General features: G+C 55.2%; 11 protein-coding genes and 1 other annotated feature. Of the genes, 9 read left to right on the forward strand and 2 right to left on the reverse strand.

What is annotated here, in order from left to right; genetic code table 11:
* The first annotated feature begins 181 nt into the window (after window positions 1–181).
* From LPA02S_RS06955 to LPA02S_RS06965, 3 genes are all read left to right on the forward strand, one after another.
* A complete protein-coding gene (locus LPA02S_RS06955; protein ID WP_054649453.1) occupies window positions 182–796 on the forward strand; it encodes a hypothetical protein in 615 nt (204 codons plus the stop codon).
* Window positions 797–930: 134 nt separating this feature from the next.
* Window positions 931–1160 (forward strand) — a binding site (T-box leader).
* 247 nt (window positions 1161–1407) lie between these two features.
* Window positions 1408–3069 (forward strand): peptide ABC transporter substrate-binding protein, encoded by a 1662-nt coding sequence (locus LPA02S_RS06960; RefSeq protein ID WP_056956166.1) that lies wholly within the window; start codon window positions 1408–1410, stop codon window positions 3067–3069.
* A 239-nt stretch (window positions 3070–3308) separates the two neighbouring features.
* Window positions 3309–4499, forward strand: coding sequence for an AI-2E family transporter (locus tag LPA02S_RS06965; protein WP_054649451.1), 1191 nt, complete (start codon window positions 3309–3311; stop codon window positions 4497–4499).
* Window positions 4500–4583: 84 nt separating this feature from the next.
* Here the strand turns inward: LPA02S_RS06965 and LPA02S_RS06970 are convergent, their stop codons facing one another.
* Complete coding sequence (locus LPA02S_RS06970; protein ID WP_056956165.1) at window positions 4584–5789, reverse strand: aminotransferase-like domain-containing protein; 1206 nt, start codon at window positions 5787–5789, stop codon at window positions 4584–4586.
* A gap of 319 nt (window positions 5790–6108) precedes the next feature.
* On the opposite strand from LPA02S_RS06970, the gene LPA02S_RS06975 reads away from it, so the two are divergent.
* Window positions 6109–7005: a LysR family transcriptional regulator gene (locus LPA02S_RS06975; protein WP_054649445.1), complete on the forward strand. Its 897-nt coding sequence runs from the start codon at window positions 6109–6111 to the stop codon at window positions 7003–7005.
* A 66-nt stretch (window positions 7006–7071) separates the two neighbouring features.
* Here the strand turns inward: LPA02S_RS06975 and LPA02S_RS06980 are convergent, their stop codons facing one another.
* A complete protein-coding gene (locus LPA02S_RS06980; protein WP_056956164.1) occupies window positions 7072–7542 on the reverse strand; it encodes a ribonuclease H family protein in 471 nt (156 codons plus the stop codon).
* A 227-nt stretch (window positions 7543–7769) separates the two neighbouring features.
* On the opposite strand from LPA02S_RS06980, the gene brnQ reads away from it, so the two are divergent.
* From brnQ to LPA02S_RS07005, 5 genes are all read left to right on the forward strand, one after another.
* A complete protein-coding gene (gene brnQ / locus LPA02S_RS06985) occupies window positions 7770–9116 on the forward strand; it encodes a branched-chain amino acid transport system II carrier protein (RefSeq protein WP_056956163.1) in 1347 nt (448 codons plus the stop codon).
* A 281-nt stretch (window positions 9117–9397) separates the two neighbouring features.
* Entirely contained in the window at window positions 9398–12442 is a 3045-nt protein-coding gene (locus tag LPA02S_RS06990; protein ID WP_056956162.1) for an MSCRAMM family protein, read from the forward strand.
* Window positions 12435–13721, forward strand: coding sequence for a pilin N-terminal domain-containing protein (locus LPA02S_RS06995; protein WP_056956161.1), 1287 nt, complete (start codon window positions 12435–12437; stop codon window positions 13719–13721). Before LPA02S_RS06990 ends, LPA02S_RS06995 begins: the two co-directional genes overlap by 8 nt.
* Window positions 13722–13793: 72 nt before the next feature.
* Complete coding sequence (locus LPA02S_RS07000) at window positions 13794–15287, forward strand: SpaH/EbpB family LPXTG-anchored major pilin (protein WP_056956160.1); 1494 nt, start codon at window positions 13794–13796, stop codon at window positions 15285–15287.
* 63 nt (window positions 15288–15350) lie between these two features.
* Window positions 15351–16100: a class C sortase gene (locus tag LPA02S_RS07005; protein WP_061777622.1), complete on the forward strand. Its 750-nt coding sequence runs from the start codon at window positions 15351–15353 to the stop codon at window positions 16098–16100.
* Window positions 16101–16281: the final 181 nt, after the last annotated feature.

Consider the following 16281-nt stretch of genomic DNA (forward strand, 5'->3'; position numbering starts at 1 on the left):
TCAACCCGACCAACGCTGCCGGCGACCACTAAGGTTGCAATCATGGCGCAGGGCACGGAAGCCGCAACCCCACCACCACTTTGCCAGCACGGACCACCCCGCCGGCCAGAACCGCCACTGCGCGGTGACGATAGCGGTATAATATATACAGTAGGAAAATGAAGTTTGAGGAGGAACTACTATGGTGTTTGGAGTTATGGGTGTGCGCCTTTTTGGTATGCGCCACTTAATTCGGGAGGCAACCCGCAGTAACGGTGGGAACGGCAGCGGCGCCGTGAGCGCCATCATTTTGATTGCCGTCGTCTTTGCGCTCTGGTACCTCGTCGTTCCCCGCCTGCGCGCCCGGCGTCGTGCCCAACAGCAGCAGGATCGCGTTGCCGCCTTTGCCGAGACGGTTGAGCAACCCCAGCGGCCCGCCAAAGTGGCGACCGTACCTCTAGGGGTCGCCAACCGCGACGAATTTATCGCCCTCGCGCGACACGTTCAGGCCGCCGTCGATCAGCGTGACCGTAGCGAGCTGACCCGTTATACCACCAAGCACGCCTGGACCCAGATGACCCGCGACTGGCCAGCTTCCGCTGCGCCGGTGGGGTATACCGAGCTGACCTTCGACAACTTGGCGCGACTGGCGACCGACAAAGACGAACTGCTTATTCGGGCGACTATCACACGCACCACGATGCCCGTGGGGACCGACGCCGAACCCGAGGCGCCCACTACCACGACCAGTCTGTGGGAGTTGCAGCGCTCCGAGCATGGGTGGGTTGTGAACAAAATTAATGAGGACGAAAGTTAGTTTTTTAATTACAGATAGTAGGTACAATTTGTAAGCAATTGTTGGTGGCGCAATCGTACAATGCGTTATTTTTAACTTTGTGCTGTTGCGAGAACGGTTGATAAACGGTACACTTGCGTCAGTTTAAGATTCGTGTTTAGGCGTTGATGAGAAGAGTAACTACTTTGGCCGTTATTCAGAGAGCCTCCGTTCGGTGTGAGGAGGTAATGGCCGGGTAGTGAAGATGGTCTCGGAGCCGTAACCAGCGATACTGGTTCGTGGGCAAGCGTTACTTTGCCGGGTATCACCACTGCGAGGTGGCGGTACCGTTGAGGCGTGTTGTGGCACGCAAAGTAGGGTGGTAACGCGCGTGGGCGTCCCTTAATCCGGTTTCCGGGTTGTGGGGCGCCCTTTGTTGTTCGTAGGTAGTTGTGGCTGCCACGATTAGGTTGAACACGATGAGATGATGAAAGGGGGTGGTCGCATGGCCCAGCAAATGTGTTGTTCGGTGTGTAAACAGGAAGCAGATGCAGAACCTTGCTGTATGCGCTCGAGCATAGGGCGGACAAAGATGAAGAAGAACGGTGCGGTCACCTCGAACGTGGCCGCCGGTTAAAACTGGAGGCATTTAAATGCATAAGCAATCATGGGCCCGATTAGCGGCCACTGGGACTTTGGTACTCGCAACGGCGCTGGTACTCGCCGCATGTGGGTCAAGCAGTTCATCAAGCAGTAGTAAGAAGCAGGAATTGAACCTGGCTGCGTCAGCGCAACTGGATACCATCGATATTTCCAAGTCGACTGGCTACGGGCAGACGGGGAACGTTTACGAGAGTTTTTACCGTTTAGGCAAAGACGGCAAGGCGACCGCCGGTTTAGCTAAGTCCGCCACGGTGTCGGCTGACGGGAAAACATACACGTTTAAGATTCGTCCGAACGCTAAGTTTAGCAACGGCGACACCATTACGGCGCAGTCGTTCGTTTATTCATGGCGGCGGACGATTGATTCTAAGACCACATCACCGTACTCCTACCTTTTTTCCGGGATTAAAAACGCTGACGACATCATCGCGGGCAAGAAGAGCCCGGACACTTTAGGCATCTCGGCTAAGGGCAAGGACACGGTAGTAGTGCAGCTGGACCAGCCAATTGCCTACTTCAAGGTTTTGATGGCCTACCCGCTGTTTTCGCCACAGGATCAGAAAGTGGTGGAAAAGTACGGCAAGAAGTACGGCACCAAGGCGGAGTACTCGGTGTACACTGGCCCGTTCAAGATTTCCAAGTGGAACGGGACGAGCAACAAGTGGACCTTTGTGAAGAACAAGGACTACTGGGACGCCAAGAAGGTTAAGTTGCAGAAGATTAACTACACCGTCGTTGGTGATGCGGGTACCAGTTTGGACCTGTACCAGACCGGCAAAGTTGATTTGACGCAGTTGGAAGCCACCCAGGTAGACAACTACGTGCACAACAAGGAGTACAAGATCTATCCTTACTCCTATGTCAGCTTCCTGGAGTACAACCGGGCTAACAGTGATGCTAACAAGAAGAAGGTTCTAAGCAACACCCACTTCCGTCAGGCAATTTCGGCTTTGGTTAACCGGAAGCAGTTGGCGAAGAAGGTGGTCGGCCAGGGTACGGTGATCCCAACTGGTCTAGTATCAACGTCGCTCGCCTCGAGCCCAAAGACGGGGAAGGACTTCTCCAAGGATCAGGCGGTATCGGGCACGATGGATTACGACGTCCAGCAGGCCAAGAAGGATTGGGCTGAAGCGCAGAAGGAAACCGGCGTTAAGGATATTACGCTGACCGTCCTGGCACCAAGCGATAACGGTAGCGACAAGGCTACGCAGCAGGTGGTTCAGTACCTGAAGGCGCAGGCAGCGAAGTACCTGCCGGGTCTCACCCTGAAGATTCAGACAATGCCGTCGCAGGCCGCTCAGCAAAACGAGCAGAACGGCAACTTTGACATTGTACTGGCTGGTTGGGGTGCCGACTTCAACGACCCGATTTCCTTCCTGCAGATTCTGCAGAAGGACGCTTCCTACAACTACGGGAAGTATGACAGTGCGGAGTACGAGGCGCTCGTGAAGAAGGCTTCGGTTACGGATGCGAACGACCCTACTAAGCGTTGGCAGGATATGATTGACGCCAGCCACGTCCTCATGAAGGATCAGGCGGTTACGCCGCTGTACCAGAGCGTATACTCTTACCTGCAGAAGAGCGACGTGCACGGCATCATCCACAACACGGCGGGGACGCAGTGGTCTTACAAGTACGCTTACATCAAGTAGGCGGGTTGCGGTAATAAATTGAACAATCATCTATTGGGAGTTCGCCTGGGGCGGGCTCCCTTTTTTATGCTGGGGTGGCTGGCAGTTCTGGCTTGGTAGCTTCGGTCGCAGAATCCCCGCCCCCAACCGTAACCGCCAGGCCACCACAACCTGCCAATAGCAAATTGAACAACGGTTTCGCTGTGTGGGTGGAACCTGTATACTGAAAGTAAATAACACGTGGAGAGGAAGTGGCCTTTGTGAAGCAGCCGCTCGGTAAGGTGCGCCTAACTAGTCGCCAGGCACGCTGGTTGTACCTGACAGTCCAATTACTATTGGTGGCCGTCCTGATTTTCGTATGTACCAAAATTTCCTTTGTTTTTGAGCCCCTGCAAACCTTCTTCTCGACCTTGCTGGGTCCCTTTCTGATTGCGGGTTTCCTGTACTACCTGCTCCGCCCGCTGGTCAAACTGCTGATGAAGCTCAAAATGCGGCGGCGGGCCGCCAACATCACGGCCTTTATCATTCTGCTCATCCTGGTTATCGGTGGGCTGGCGGTGCTGATCCCGCGGATTACCGGTCAGGTGGTCAACATCGTCCAAAACCTGCCACAGTTGGCTGACCGCGCGCAAAAGTTAGCTAATCAATTAGCCAGTACGGACATCGCCAAGAGTATCGGCGTTGATACTATCGTTAAGAAGTTCGACTTTGATAACCAAAAGATGATTAAAAATCTGACCAAATTGCTGGGCAACAACGCCACCGAAATTTCCTCTGTGGTCAGCTGGATTGGTAACGCCCTGGTCAACATTTTCATGGCGCCCATTATTTTGTACTTCCTGATGAAGAACGGCGACAAGCTCTCCGGCAATATTCAGCGCTTCTGCCCTCCGGCACGACGTCCGTTTGTCGCCAGCTTGCTACACCGCGTGAACAGTACCGTTGAAACTTACTTTACCGGTCAGTTCACGGATATGCTGATTGTTGCCATTCTGTCCTGCATTGGGTACTACATCGTTGGCACCCCGTACGCATTAGCTATCGGTTTTACTGCTGGGGTGATGAACATGGTGCCGTACATTGGCCCGTGGTTGGGTGCCGTGCCGGCGGTGCTGGTCGCGATGACCGTCTCCTGGCAGAACGTGCTTTGGGCCGTAGTGGTTGCCGTCGCCGTGCAGCAAATTGATAACAACTTTGTGTACCCGAACGTCATCGGTAAGACGCTCGACATTAGCCCGCTAACGGTCATTGTCATCCTGCTTACGGCCGGCAATATTTGGGGCCTGCTGGGCGTGATTTTGGGGATACCAGCATACGCGGTGGTTAAAACCGTGCTGACCTGTTTCGTGGAGGAGCCGAATAACGGGTTCTTTGACTTCATGAACGAGGCCCCCGAGCCTGCGCCGGTGAACGAGTCTACCGATACACCAGCTGACAAGGACGCGGATTAGGCGTAGTTCGTTAATCCAAACCAATCAAAAGCGGAATCCGGTAAATCAATCCGGGTCCCGCTTTTTGGGCGTGGTCAGTTAATTTTAGTGTGCCTGTGCGTCGTTGCGGATGGTAACTGTGTTAGCCATAGCCTGGCGGACGGCGCGGCCGAGGCGTTGGCACCCCGTCTTGATGTCATCAATTGATGCGTGCGTGAAGGCGAGGCGGAGGCCATTATGGTGGTCGTGCAACGGGTAAGTCATACTGCCAGGCACCAGTGCCAGTTCGTCTTTGTACTCCCGTGCCAGAACGTCCGTGTTGATGGTGGTGGGCAACTCTAGCCAGACGAAGAATCCCCCCTGAGGCGCGCTGATTATCGCTGTGCCGGGCATCTCTGCGCGTAGACCAGCGACCATGGCGTCACGCTTTTGCGCGTAGTTGTGGCGGAGTGCCGCAATGTGGGCGTCGAGATCGTTATCGGCGAGGTACTGGCTCACGCCGCGAAGGGTGAGCGTACTCGACTCAAGGTCGGCGCCAGTTTTGAGCGCGACCAGGTCCTTGATGATCTCTGCATCGGCGTGCACCCAGCCCACCCGGAGACCCGGCGCGAGGACTTTGCTCATGCTGTCAACAAAGATGACGCGGTCGCTTTGATCCAGTTCGCTGAGCGTGGGCAGGTTAATGCCGTTGTAGCGCAACCACCGGTAGGGCGCGTCCTCAATAATCATGACGTCGAACTCCCGCGCGAGGGCGAGCAACGTCCGCCGCTTGTTGAGCGACATCACGGTGCCGGTGGGATTTTGAAAGTCGGGCACGGTATAGATGAGCTTTACCCGGCGTTCCGTGAGTACGCGGCGGAGCGCGACCATATCCATACCGTCACTTTGCACCGGGACACCCTCATAGTGCGGTTCGTAGGTATCAAAGGCACTGATGGCACCGGGGTACGTGGGTGCCTCGACGACGATAGTGTCGCCGGGATTGATGTAGAGGCGCGCGATGAGGTCGAGCGCCTGCTGGGCCCCCTGCGTCATGGCGATGGTATCAGCGGTGGCGCGGACACCGTCGCGCTGCAGTAGCCGGGCTAACTGTTCACGTAGCGGGCGGAAACCCTGGGCGTCAGAGTACTGGAATTGGTCGCCGGTACTGTTGGCCATCGCTGCGGCAAACGCGACGCTCAGTTCCTGCTGGGGAAACAGCTTGGGGTCAGGCAGACCGCCCGCAAAGCTGATTTGGTTCTTAGTGGGCGCGGCTAGTAGGTCACCTAGTCCGTTATCCGTGGCGCGTTGAGTACGTTCTGCGTAATCCATTGCTGTTTCCTCCTTGTGGCTGAATTAGTGGTTGGTGGAGCGGGGTATATAACTGGTGATTGGTACGGCGTTCCCGCGTTAGTGTCAGGTATTAAAACGAGCTGCGCCCCGCAGAAAGCGACGCATAAGCAGTTACGAACAGGAAGCCAAGTACGGGCTTCCCGTCCGTAACTACTTATGCTCTGCTTTCTGACCGCGGGGCTCCGCTCTCTAAACGGCCTGCTCCGCTCTCTTGCCTTTACCCTACAGCCCGCCCTATAATAAATAAAGCTCAACTATTTCATTTAAACTTGAAAGATATTCAACTAGAGGTGGAACCATGTCCAATTTTAGCTACCAAGTCTTCTCTTCAGTGGTCAGCTCCGGCACCTTTGCCCGTGCCGCCGCCGAACTGAACGTGACCCCCAGTGCCGTTAGCCATAGCGTTAGCCAGCTTGAAACCGAGTTGGGCTTCCCACTCTTTATCCGTAACCGTAGCGGGGTCGAATTGACCAGCGATGGGCGCACCGTGCTCCCCGTGATTCAGGGTATCCTCAACCTCGAAGGGCAACTCCATCAAGTTGCCGATGACATTAATGGTATGGCCGCCGGGCGCGTGCGGATCGGCGCCTTCTCGTCCGTCTCGACTAACTGGCTACCGCAAATAATTCAGCGTTATAAGGCGCAGTTCCCGCAAGTGCATATTGAAGTCGTCCAGGCGGGCTTCAACGAAATTAACGAGCAGGTGCGCCTCGGTACCATCGATATTGGTTTTTCGCTCCTACCGGTGGACAGCCACGTTGACGTTACGCCGCTCATCAAGGACCGCATTTTTTGCGTGACGCCCAGTGACTTTAAGCCGCGCAACGGTGAGTTTGTCGATGATGCCGATATTGGCGGGCGTAGCTTCATCCTGCAGCAACAGGACTACGATCGTGACACCAAGCGCGCGCTGGACCGCTACCACGTTTCGGGCAACTCGCTGACGTACTCAATTGACGACCAGTCCATTCTGTCGATGGTGGAATCAGGACTGGGGCTGGGCATATTGCCCGAGTTGGCCCTGAACAAACTGGTCGGTAACGTCAACGTCTTTCCGTTCTCGACCGACTTTGAACGTACGTTGTGCATGGTGGTTAACCCCACGCAGGCCCAGGCGCCCAGCGTGGCTCACATGCGGCGTACCATCACGGATTACCTCCAGTCTGAGTACGGTGAGCAATATTTGGATGCATAGCTAAGCAAAGACGACCCCGCACACGCCGCGGTTTTGCGGGAGGGGGGTCGTCTTTGTGGTGTGACGTTACATTTTGTCCATAGTCTCGTTGAGTGCGGCATCCACCCGGTTGTTATCGCGGTTGTTGGCGTGGCCCTTGACTTTGTTGAAGGTGAGGTTGTCAAAGCGGTCGACTTGGGCGAGTAACTGTTGCCAAAGCTCGGAGTTTTTCACGGGCTTACCTTGCTTACGCCAGCCGTTGGCGCGCCATTTGACGTACCATTGCTGTTGCATGGTGTTGATAACGTAGGCCGAATCCGAGTACAGGTTGACGGGAATATCTGTCCGCTTGATGGCGGTTAGGCCCTGAATAGCGGCCATGATTTCCATGTAGTTGTTGGTGCGGCCAAACTCACCGCCGGACAACATTTTTTCGTGGTCACCGTACCGGAGGAGGGCGGCCCATGCGCTCTTGTCGGTTGGACGGACGGAGCCGCCCTTGTTGACGCCGGTGTTCCGGTTACCGCCGTCAGTGTAAAGTTCAATTGTGTCAGGCATCGTGGTTCCTCCTCAACTTTCTGCCCATTTAGTGTAGCACAAAGGGTTAGGATGGTGGTCGCCGTAGCTCCGGTCACGAAGGCCACCCACACGGCCGGAACCACCACGTTGCTACGCATACTCCCAACGTTGCCATGCAGTAGAGTAAATAACACATTCCGGGTGTTCCGTGGTAGAATGGAATGACTGTTTTCGCCACGTACGTAAGAGGGGTTGTACACAGAGATATGGAAAAGCAACGTTTAACGCGTAGTAACTTGTTTTTTATCGGTTCGATGTTGTTCGGTATGTTCTTCGGTGCCGGCAACTTAATCTTCCCCGTGTTTTTGGGTCAGGCATCCGGTAAAAATGTGATCCCAGCTTTGATTGGCTTCCTCGTTTCTGGCGTCGGGCTCCCACTACTCGGTGTAGCCGCTATCGGCCTTTCACGGACTGATGGTGTCTTCTCACTAGCCAAGAAGGTTGGTCGTCCGTACGCATTCTTCTTTACCATCGCGCTGTACCTGTGTATGGGGCCGCTGTTCGCCACGCCACGGCTCGCGACCATCTCATACGAAATCGGGTTATCCACGTTCATCCCACAACGCCACGCAAAGTTGGCCCTGCTAGTATTTTCCGTTGCGTTCTTCGTGGTGGCGTGGCTGTTAGCCCGTCGACCAGGACGCATCATGACCTACGTGGGGAAGGTGCTGACGCCGGCATTCCTCGTGGCCCTCGCGTTACTGCTAGCGTTTGCCATCATCTTTCCACTCGGCCACTTTAACCAGGACATGGTGGCGACCGCGTACCGGCACACCCCGCTGGTTAAGGGGTTCACCGATGGGTACATGACCATGGATGCCTTGGCAAGTCTGGCCTTTGGCGTCGTGGTGGTTAACGCAATTCGGGAGCTGGGCGTCACGAAGCCCAAAGCCATCGCCACCGACACCATCAAGGCGGGCGGGATTGCCGCCATCCTCATGGCCGTGCTGTACGCCGCGTTAGCGTTTATGGGTCTGACTTCCCTGGGCCAGTTCGACTTTGCCAGCAACGGCGGGGTCATCATTGCCGAAATTTCCAACTATTACTTTGGCACCCTGGGCAGTATTTTGACCGCCATCATCGTGATACTGGCCTGTCTGAAAACCGGTATTGGCTTGCTGACGTCCTTTGGGGACACGGCAGTAGAGCTGTTTCCGCGGCTCAAGTACCGGAAGGTGGTATTCTGGGCGGCACTGCTTTCCCTGATCATCGCCAATGTTGGACTCAACGAGATTCTGGCGATTTCCGAGCCCGTGATGTACTTTCTCTACCCGCTAGCAATTGTGCTAATACTCACAGCGTTGGCCGAGCATTTATTCGCGGACGATCGCGTAGTGTACGTCATGACGACCATTTTCACCTTTGTACCGGCACTTCTAGATGGTCTCAATGCGTTGCCGGCGGGACTCAAAGGTGGTTGGGTACACCAGGTGCTTGGTTGGGGACAATACTTACCGGGATTCAGTATGGGTCTGGGGTGGATTTGTCCCGCCATTGTGGGCTTTAGTATAGGTTGGATTTGGCACGGATTGCGTCGGTACAAGCGCCAGTAATATAAGCATAAAAAAATTTTGTTAGGGTTTGCAAAAAATCAACGCCAATTAAGGCGTTTTTTTATTGCCCAAAATAAAGAATAGTCGTTACCGCTGTGTACCAAATACCGGTAATTAAGTTAACTAATGATTATATGCTCAGTTGTGAATTGCTGTAATTGAATACGCCACCTTGTTCGCTCGCGTAGATTAAAGTTATAGGCAGCTGCTGGAAAGTGCACAAGGGGGGATGCTTTGGCAGCCGAGACGACGCTGTAACTTTGACGAGGGGAGGTAATAAGATGACTAAACGATTGATTAATGCTTGCGCTGTGCTGCTGTTACTGCTGATGCAGTTACAGGGGCTCTGGGGCAGCACACAAACTGTCAATGCCGCCGACAACGCGGTTACGATAGTGGATGATGAATCGGCGCGGGTCACCGTTACCCCAACGGTAGTGGATGACCGGATTGATTGGCAGATCGACTTTGACCGCCACGACCCGGCCGACCACACAACCCGAGCGATTCGCATTCGTCTAGCGCAAGCAGAAAATGGTACCGGGACCGTCGTTCGGCGCGATGGCGACCTTGAGCAATCAAAGACGGACGCTGACGACGAATGGTACCACGAAGACGAATATAGTAAGGACGCCCAGGGTAAGCTGGTGGTGAGCACCGATTTGGACGCCACCCAGCTGGTCGTCTGGGTGCAGCTGGATGGTCAGGACATGGGGGGCACGGTGACGAAGGACCTGCTGCAGGAAACCGCAGCGGATCCGCACACCGTGACGTTGCCGGTAGCCGTGCAGGATCAAGTAGCGGAGGCTAAAGAGACGGCCGCGGCTAAGGAGTCTCCAGATGTCACTACCACAACTGATGTCAGTGCGCCGGAGCTGACGGAGACTGACAGGGACGCGGCGGTGGTGCCGGCAGATGAAGATGCGGATGCCGAGGAATCGGTGACGGCAGATGCTGATGCCAAAGAGCCGGAAACGGATACTATGGACGCCGACACCAATGAGGCTACCGCTAAGGTTGACCCACCTGGGAACGCTGTGTTGGAGGCAACCAATTTACGGCTGCTGGCCAATGCGTCGGCTGACCTCAAGGTTGATGTTGCGAGTCAGACAAATAATTATGACGTAAAAGTTAAATCTAGCACCGCCACATCCGGCGGGTACGGTAGTCAGACCGCTATGGAAACTAACCGTTATCGTGAGTACGCGACCGCGGGTTCGACCGCAGTGATTTTTAGAAATCGTACGGGTGCGGGCAATGTGAACCTTACGCTTGAATATGACTATGTTGGTACGGTCATGGATAGCCATGGTCAAATCGTTGATATTGGTGCCTACGTCAAAATTGATAACATTACGAACCATAATGGCGATTGGAATTCGAGCAGGGTATACGCCTTTGATTTCTCCCACAATTTCTACTCTGGTTTGGTTTTGGCCAACGTACGGAGCTTTGACTGGGAAGTGACGTTCTTCGTGAAGGGTGACAAGAATACCCACGTGGAATTCGGCAGTTACGGTGACTTGCTAAACCAAGCACAGTTAACGTTTACCTCCCTGAACCCTGGTGAGTTTGTTAACCCGCTGAGTGGGGGTACGGCGGAACCAGAATTTGATAGCCATCACGTTAGCCACAGGCAGTTTTACGCGAATACCCGTGTTGGTGTTACCAAAGGCAACTTTGAAAATGAATATCAAAACACGTCGACGGGTGCAAAAGAGACCATGGGTTACACCTCTCATACCTGGGGCGAATGGACGCCAGCCAGCTACACGAACCCCGACAAAGAATGGGAGGACTGGTCTGGGGCGGCCACCTTTGCCAAAGGGGCGGTGGCTCTAAGTATCACTGGCTCAACGTTCAAATTCAAACGGGGTACGTACGGTGCTTCGACCAACGCCTGGTTGGCCTTGTCTAGCGGATCGCGGGAGCTAGAAATACCTAAAGACTTGGAGAATCGTAAGAGTGTTAGCAGCCAGAAACTTCCAGGTGGGGGTAGCCCTAGTGATGTGGCAACAGAAACGGGTAATACCTGGACTAACAACAATTTAGATCAAGAATTGGTCAACAGTTATCACCCTAACGGTACGTTCTACTACTACATTAACCAGCAAACGTACTCGTTGAATGACTACCTGGCCAAACCCGGGAAAATCACGATTACCGATGTACTGCCGGAGCACCTGCAGCTGGTGTCCGGTAATGACCGGGCTAGATTATTCAGCGATTTAACTAATGGGGTGGCTCCCTCTGGTGACGGTGTTAACGTCACCAATTCGGTCAGCACTGGGTCAGAAGGTAACCGACAAAAGGTCACCATCGAACTCACTGAAACCCAAATTCGTGGCATTGCCTTCACTGGTGGCTACTTTACCATCCGTTTGGCGGTGCGCGTTGTGACGAACCCAACGAACGTTGACCCACGCGCGACTTTGGAAAACAAAGCGACGGTGACCATGACACCGGTGCTGGGGAACCAGACCTACACCAAGGAGACGAACACGGTCACGGTTTACCTGGGCGATAAGGTGAACGGCACCATCCAGTTCGACAAAGTTGACGCGGATGGTGGGTCCTTGCAGGGCGCAGGTTTCACGCTGTACAAGAATGGTAGCCAGGTTGGCAACGAGGTTCTTGCCGACGCAGATGGGCACGTAACGTTTAAGGATATCGCACCTGGGGCCTACACCATGCGTGAAACGACGACGCCAGATGGCTTCAAGCCCAACAGCACGGTCTACGGCGTCACGGTTAATAACGATGGCTCCATTAAGTGGACCACGGGGATGCCAGAAAACAACAAGGTTGTTAACCGTCTCAAAGATTTTGAGCTCACGGTGCACAAGCTTAACGGTGCTGACAAGCAAGCATTGTCCGGGGCTGTGTTCATCCTCACCGATGCAAATGGTCACAGGATTGAGGAGCAGACCTCGAATACAGACGGCAAGCTCATTTTCTCTACCAAATTGGTCCAAGGCACCTACTTCATCGAAGAAACCAAAGCTCCAGATGGCTTCGAATTACTATCCCGGCGGATCAAAGTGGTGGTGAGTGCGACCGGTATCAGTGCCACTTATGTCGACAAGGATGGTGATGAAATTGGGTCCGAAGAGGTTGATTTGGATTACAAGCTGAATGTTCAAGCCAATCCCAATACCGCCACGGTGACGGTTAAAAACGAACCCGTCACCCCACCGGGAGGCAAGCTACCCGACACGGGGAGCCGCGGCCTGATGGGCTACATGATTGGCGGGTTGCTGCTGGTCCTCATCGGTAGTGCTTGGGCACTCATTCAACGGCGTCGGGGAGGTGATGGTCATGACTAAACTCACACGCTGGCTCCTAGCAGCCATCATTGCCGTAGTGGGTATGACCGTCTTGTTGACGGGGGCGCACACCGTATCCGCGACGACGACCACAACGGTTACCATCCACAAACGGCTGTACCACAGCCGGGATGAACTGCCGAGTATCAGTAACAACGGGACTGAATTAGACAGCAATCACGCGGCAATCACCAACAGCGTGGGCCTGAACGGCGTACGTATGCGGGTGTATGACGCGAGCGATTATCTCCGCGACTTTGCAGGCGGGATGGACCGGTTCACCCAAGTGTACGGGAATGGCGATATGACCGCGGAGGCCATGGCTACCGTTGCCAAAGAGCGGGCGATGCCGTTGGTTGCGGACGTGACGACTGCGACTAGCAGTACTGGCGAGCAGGGAGTCGCGAGCTTCCCGGTTGAACGCCAACGTGACGAGCAGCCAACCGCGTACTTCATCGTTGAGGATGCGGACACCGCGGGGGCGGAGGACGTTGACGTAACGGCCCTACCCGGACTGCTGGTGATTCCTAACATGTACAGCACTAGCACCGCGGCTTTGCACATTTACCCTAAGAACGTGGCCTACCAGCGTGACCCCTACTTCTTCAAAATTGGGCGCCAGGCGAATGGTGACCAAAGTCGGTTAGCCGGCGCGAAGTTTGTTGTTCGGCGACAGCTAGCGGGCGGCTGGGAGTATCTGGCTGCCCAACAAGATAACTTACAGCAGCTCAGCTGGGTCACCAGCGCGACGCCGACCACGGACGCAAAGGTGCGGCAGTTTACCTCCGGCGACAACGGCCTAGTAACAACCGGTGAAATTATGTTTCCCGCGGGCGATTACGAGTGGGTGGAGGTACACGCACCAACCGGCTACCAGATATTAACTAATCCGGTGCCGATGGTGGTACCGACCAGTACCTACAACGCGGACGGTTCGTATAACTCGGTGCTGATTAACGGCCAGCCGGTTACGGAAACGAGCGATGGTAACTTGACCACGGCCATTATTGAGCAGGGACGGCCATACGTGTATAACGACGCGCAGACGACTATCACTGTTCCGGGCACTGGCGGGGCGAGTGGCGGTGGGACCGCGGCGGGAGTCGCGACCCATCCGGAAACGCCCACTGGCAGTACGGGCCGGGGATGGTTGCCACAGCTGGGACGGCACCTGTCGATTCTAGCAGTGATGGTCGGATTATTGATGATTGGAATTGCGTTGTATTGGCGCCGGCGCTTGCGTCGGGCCGTAGTGGAGGCAAAGTCAAAGAATGATTAGCGACATTGATGAGTATCGGTAATTGGGGAGTGCGCCATTATGGCCCCCCTGACAAGATGAGGAGGAACCGCCATGAAACGCGCAAAATTTGGGTATTGGGGCAGTCTGATTGCCGCGTTGGTCCTGATGATCAGCGTGCTAGCCAGTCTGGCAGCCATCCGGCCGGTGGGAGCAGCGAGCTCACCCGCAACGGTCGGAATAACCATTCATAAATTGAAATTAACGGACAACACAACAATTACTAATAATGGCTTGGAGCAGGGCAACCTTGGCCCGACTTTGCAGGATGCTGGGTTCACGGTCTACAACATCAGCAAACAGTTTTACGCGGAGTACACCGGTAAGAACGGAGACGAGTTGGTCGCAAGGTATACCAATGACCTGACCAGCCTGGGCAATTACCAGGACGGTCTGGTTGGCTCCGAACAGTTGACTGGTCCCACTGGGCAGGCCAGCTGGACTAGCCTACCGGCAAAGACGGAGCTGGGCAGCGGTGCATCGGTTGACTCCGTTTACCTGATTCTGGAAACCACCGTGCCGGGTACGGTGACATCGGGTGCCCAACCAATGATAGTGGCGTTGCCAGTGAAGAATCCTGCGGGGGCCGGCACGTTGAGCAACATTCACCTCTACCCGAAGAACTACGGGATTGATAAGGTGCTGTTGGACGAAGAGGGTAACGCGGCAACCGACACACAACGCTACGAAGTGGGTCAGCCGTTCACGTACCAGGCTAAGTTCACGGTGCCTAGCAACATTACGAGTATGAAAGAATTTAGGATTTGGGACGCGTTCGAGGGTAGCGGTGTGGTGTATGACGGCATCGACTCCGTGACTGTGAACGGAGACAGCAGTAAGGACTACCTGGCTGACTTTAACGCACACTCTAGCTTTGCTTTTAGCGGAGCAAATACGCGGTGGGACTACAACTTTACCCTGAATGACGCCAATGCAAAGGCGTTCTACGCGAGCCTAGCGGGCAAGACAATCACGGTGAAGTATTCCGCCCACATCACTGAAGATGCGGTTCCGGACGTAGCTGTGGGTAACAAGTTCTACGTTAACTACACGACGGATACTGGTAATAAGCACGAGCTGGAAGACGATTCCACAAAGGTGACAACCGGTGGGCACAAGTTCAAGAAGGTGTCATCGACCACCGGCGCCACTCTGAAGGGTGCAGAATTCGTGGTGCGAAACGCTACCGATAAGTACGCATTAGTGGCGCATGACAAAGTCACGTGGGTGGACGATCGCGATGACGCGACCACGTACACCTCTGGCGAGGACGGCAAAGTCGTTGTTAAGGGCTTGGCGGACGGTACGTACGAATTAGTTGAAACGGCCGCACCTGATGGCTACCAAACAATGACGAAGACTACCGGCTTCACAATCGTTGCGGGTAGTTTCGGCGAAGAAAAAACCATCGACGTTAAGAACGATCCCAACACGTTCGGTTACCTCCCAATGACGGGTGGTATGGGCTGGGTACTCTTCATCCTGGCTGGTGTTGGTCTGATGGGCGCAGCGATGCTCATGATGCGGCGTCGCAATACCCAAGCATAGGGCACAACAGTGCAGCCCGCATTTTCGGGGGTTGCATACATATAATAGAAGGGAGTGGCAGGCATGCGGCGAATATGGGCGCGAGCAATCCTAATTGTGGGTCTGTGTGTCTGCGCGTACCCCTTTGTGAGTCAGCTTGTGAACGACGTGGTGGTCTACCACCAAACGCAGCGGGCGGCTGACAAAAACGAGGCCCGTTACGCGGCTGCGCTCAGGGAGCAAAAGCGTACGCAGCCCGAGGACAGCTTTGACAAGAAGAACCTCAGCAAAGCCGTGCGGGCACACCTGCTGGGCAGCATTACCGTCAGTAGTATTGGTGTCCGGCTGCCACTCTTTGACAACGTGGGCGAGCAGGCACTCCACGTCGGTGCGGGCGTGGTGCCGGGAACGGATGCGCCAACGGGTGGTCGGGGCACCCACACGGCCATCTCGGCGCATAGCGGGGTACCCTCAAAGCGGCTGTTCACGAACCTGAAGCGTGTGCGCAAGGGCGATACGTTTGTGATGACGGTGGCGGGGAAGCACTACGCGTACCGGGTATTCAGGATCCAAACGGTGCTGCCAACGGCTGTCCGGGAGCTGGAACCAGAGCGGGGGGAGGACTTGGCAACGTTGATCACCTGCACGCCGTACATGGTGAACTCCCACCGGCTACTGGTGACGGGCAGGCGCGTACCGTACACGGCGGCGGTGGCTAAGCAGGCGGACCAGGGGGCAAAGGAGCGGTACAACCGCAGCACAGTCATCCTGATCGCGGTTGTTGCGGGAATTATCGGCCTCATCGTGGTCTTGGTGTGGCGGCAAAGGCGGTAAGCGGCAGCGTAGGCCGGACCGGTGAGCTGCGGCTTACGTGGGGTGCTCCGCAGTAACCACAGCTAGGGCGAAGGCTCCAACCCGCCAAATGTGGGCGTGTTTCCGCCGCTATTCTGAGCCTGCACGGAAACCCACCGGTCAGTCTCAGAACTAGTCGCGCCGTACGTCGAAGACAATGGAG

This window comes from Lacticaseibacillus pantheris DSM 15945 = JCM 12539 = NBRC 106106 (assembly GCF_001591865.1).
GTDB lineage: Bacteria > Bacillota > Bacilli > Lactobacillales > Lactobacillaceae > Lacticaseibacillus > Lacticaseibacillus pantheris.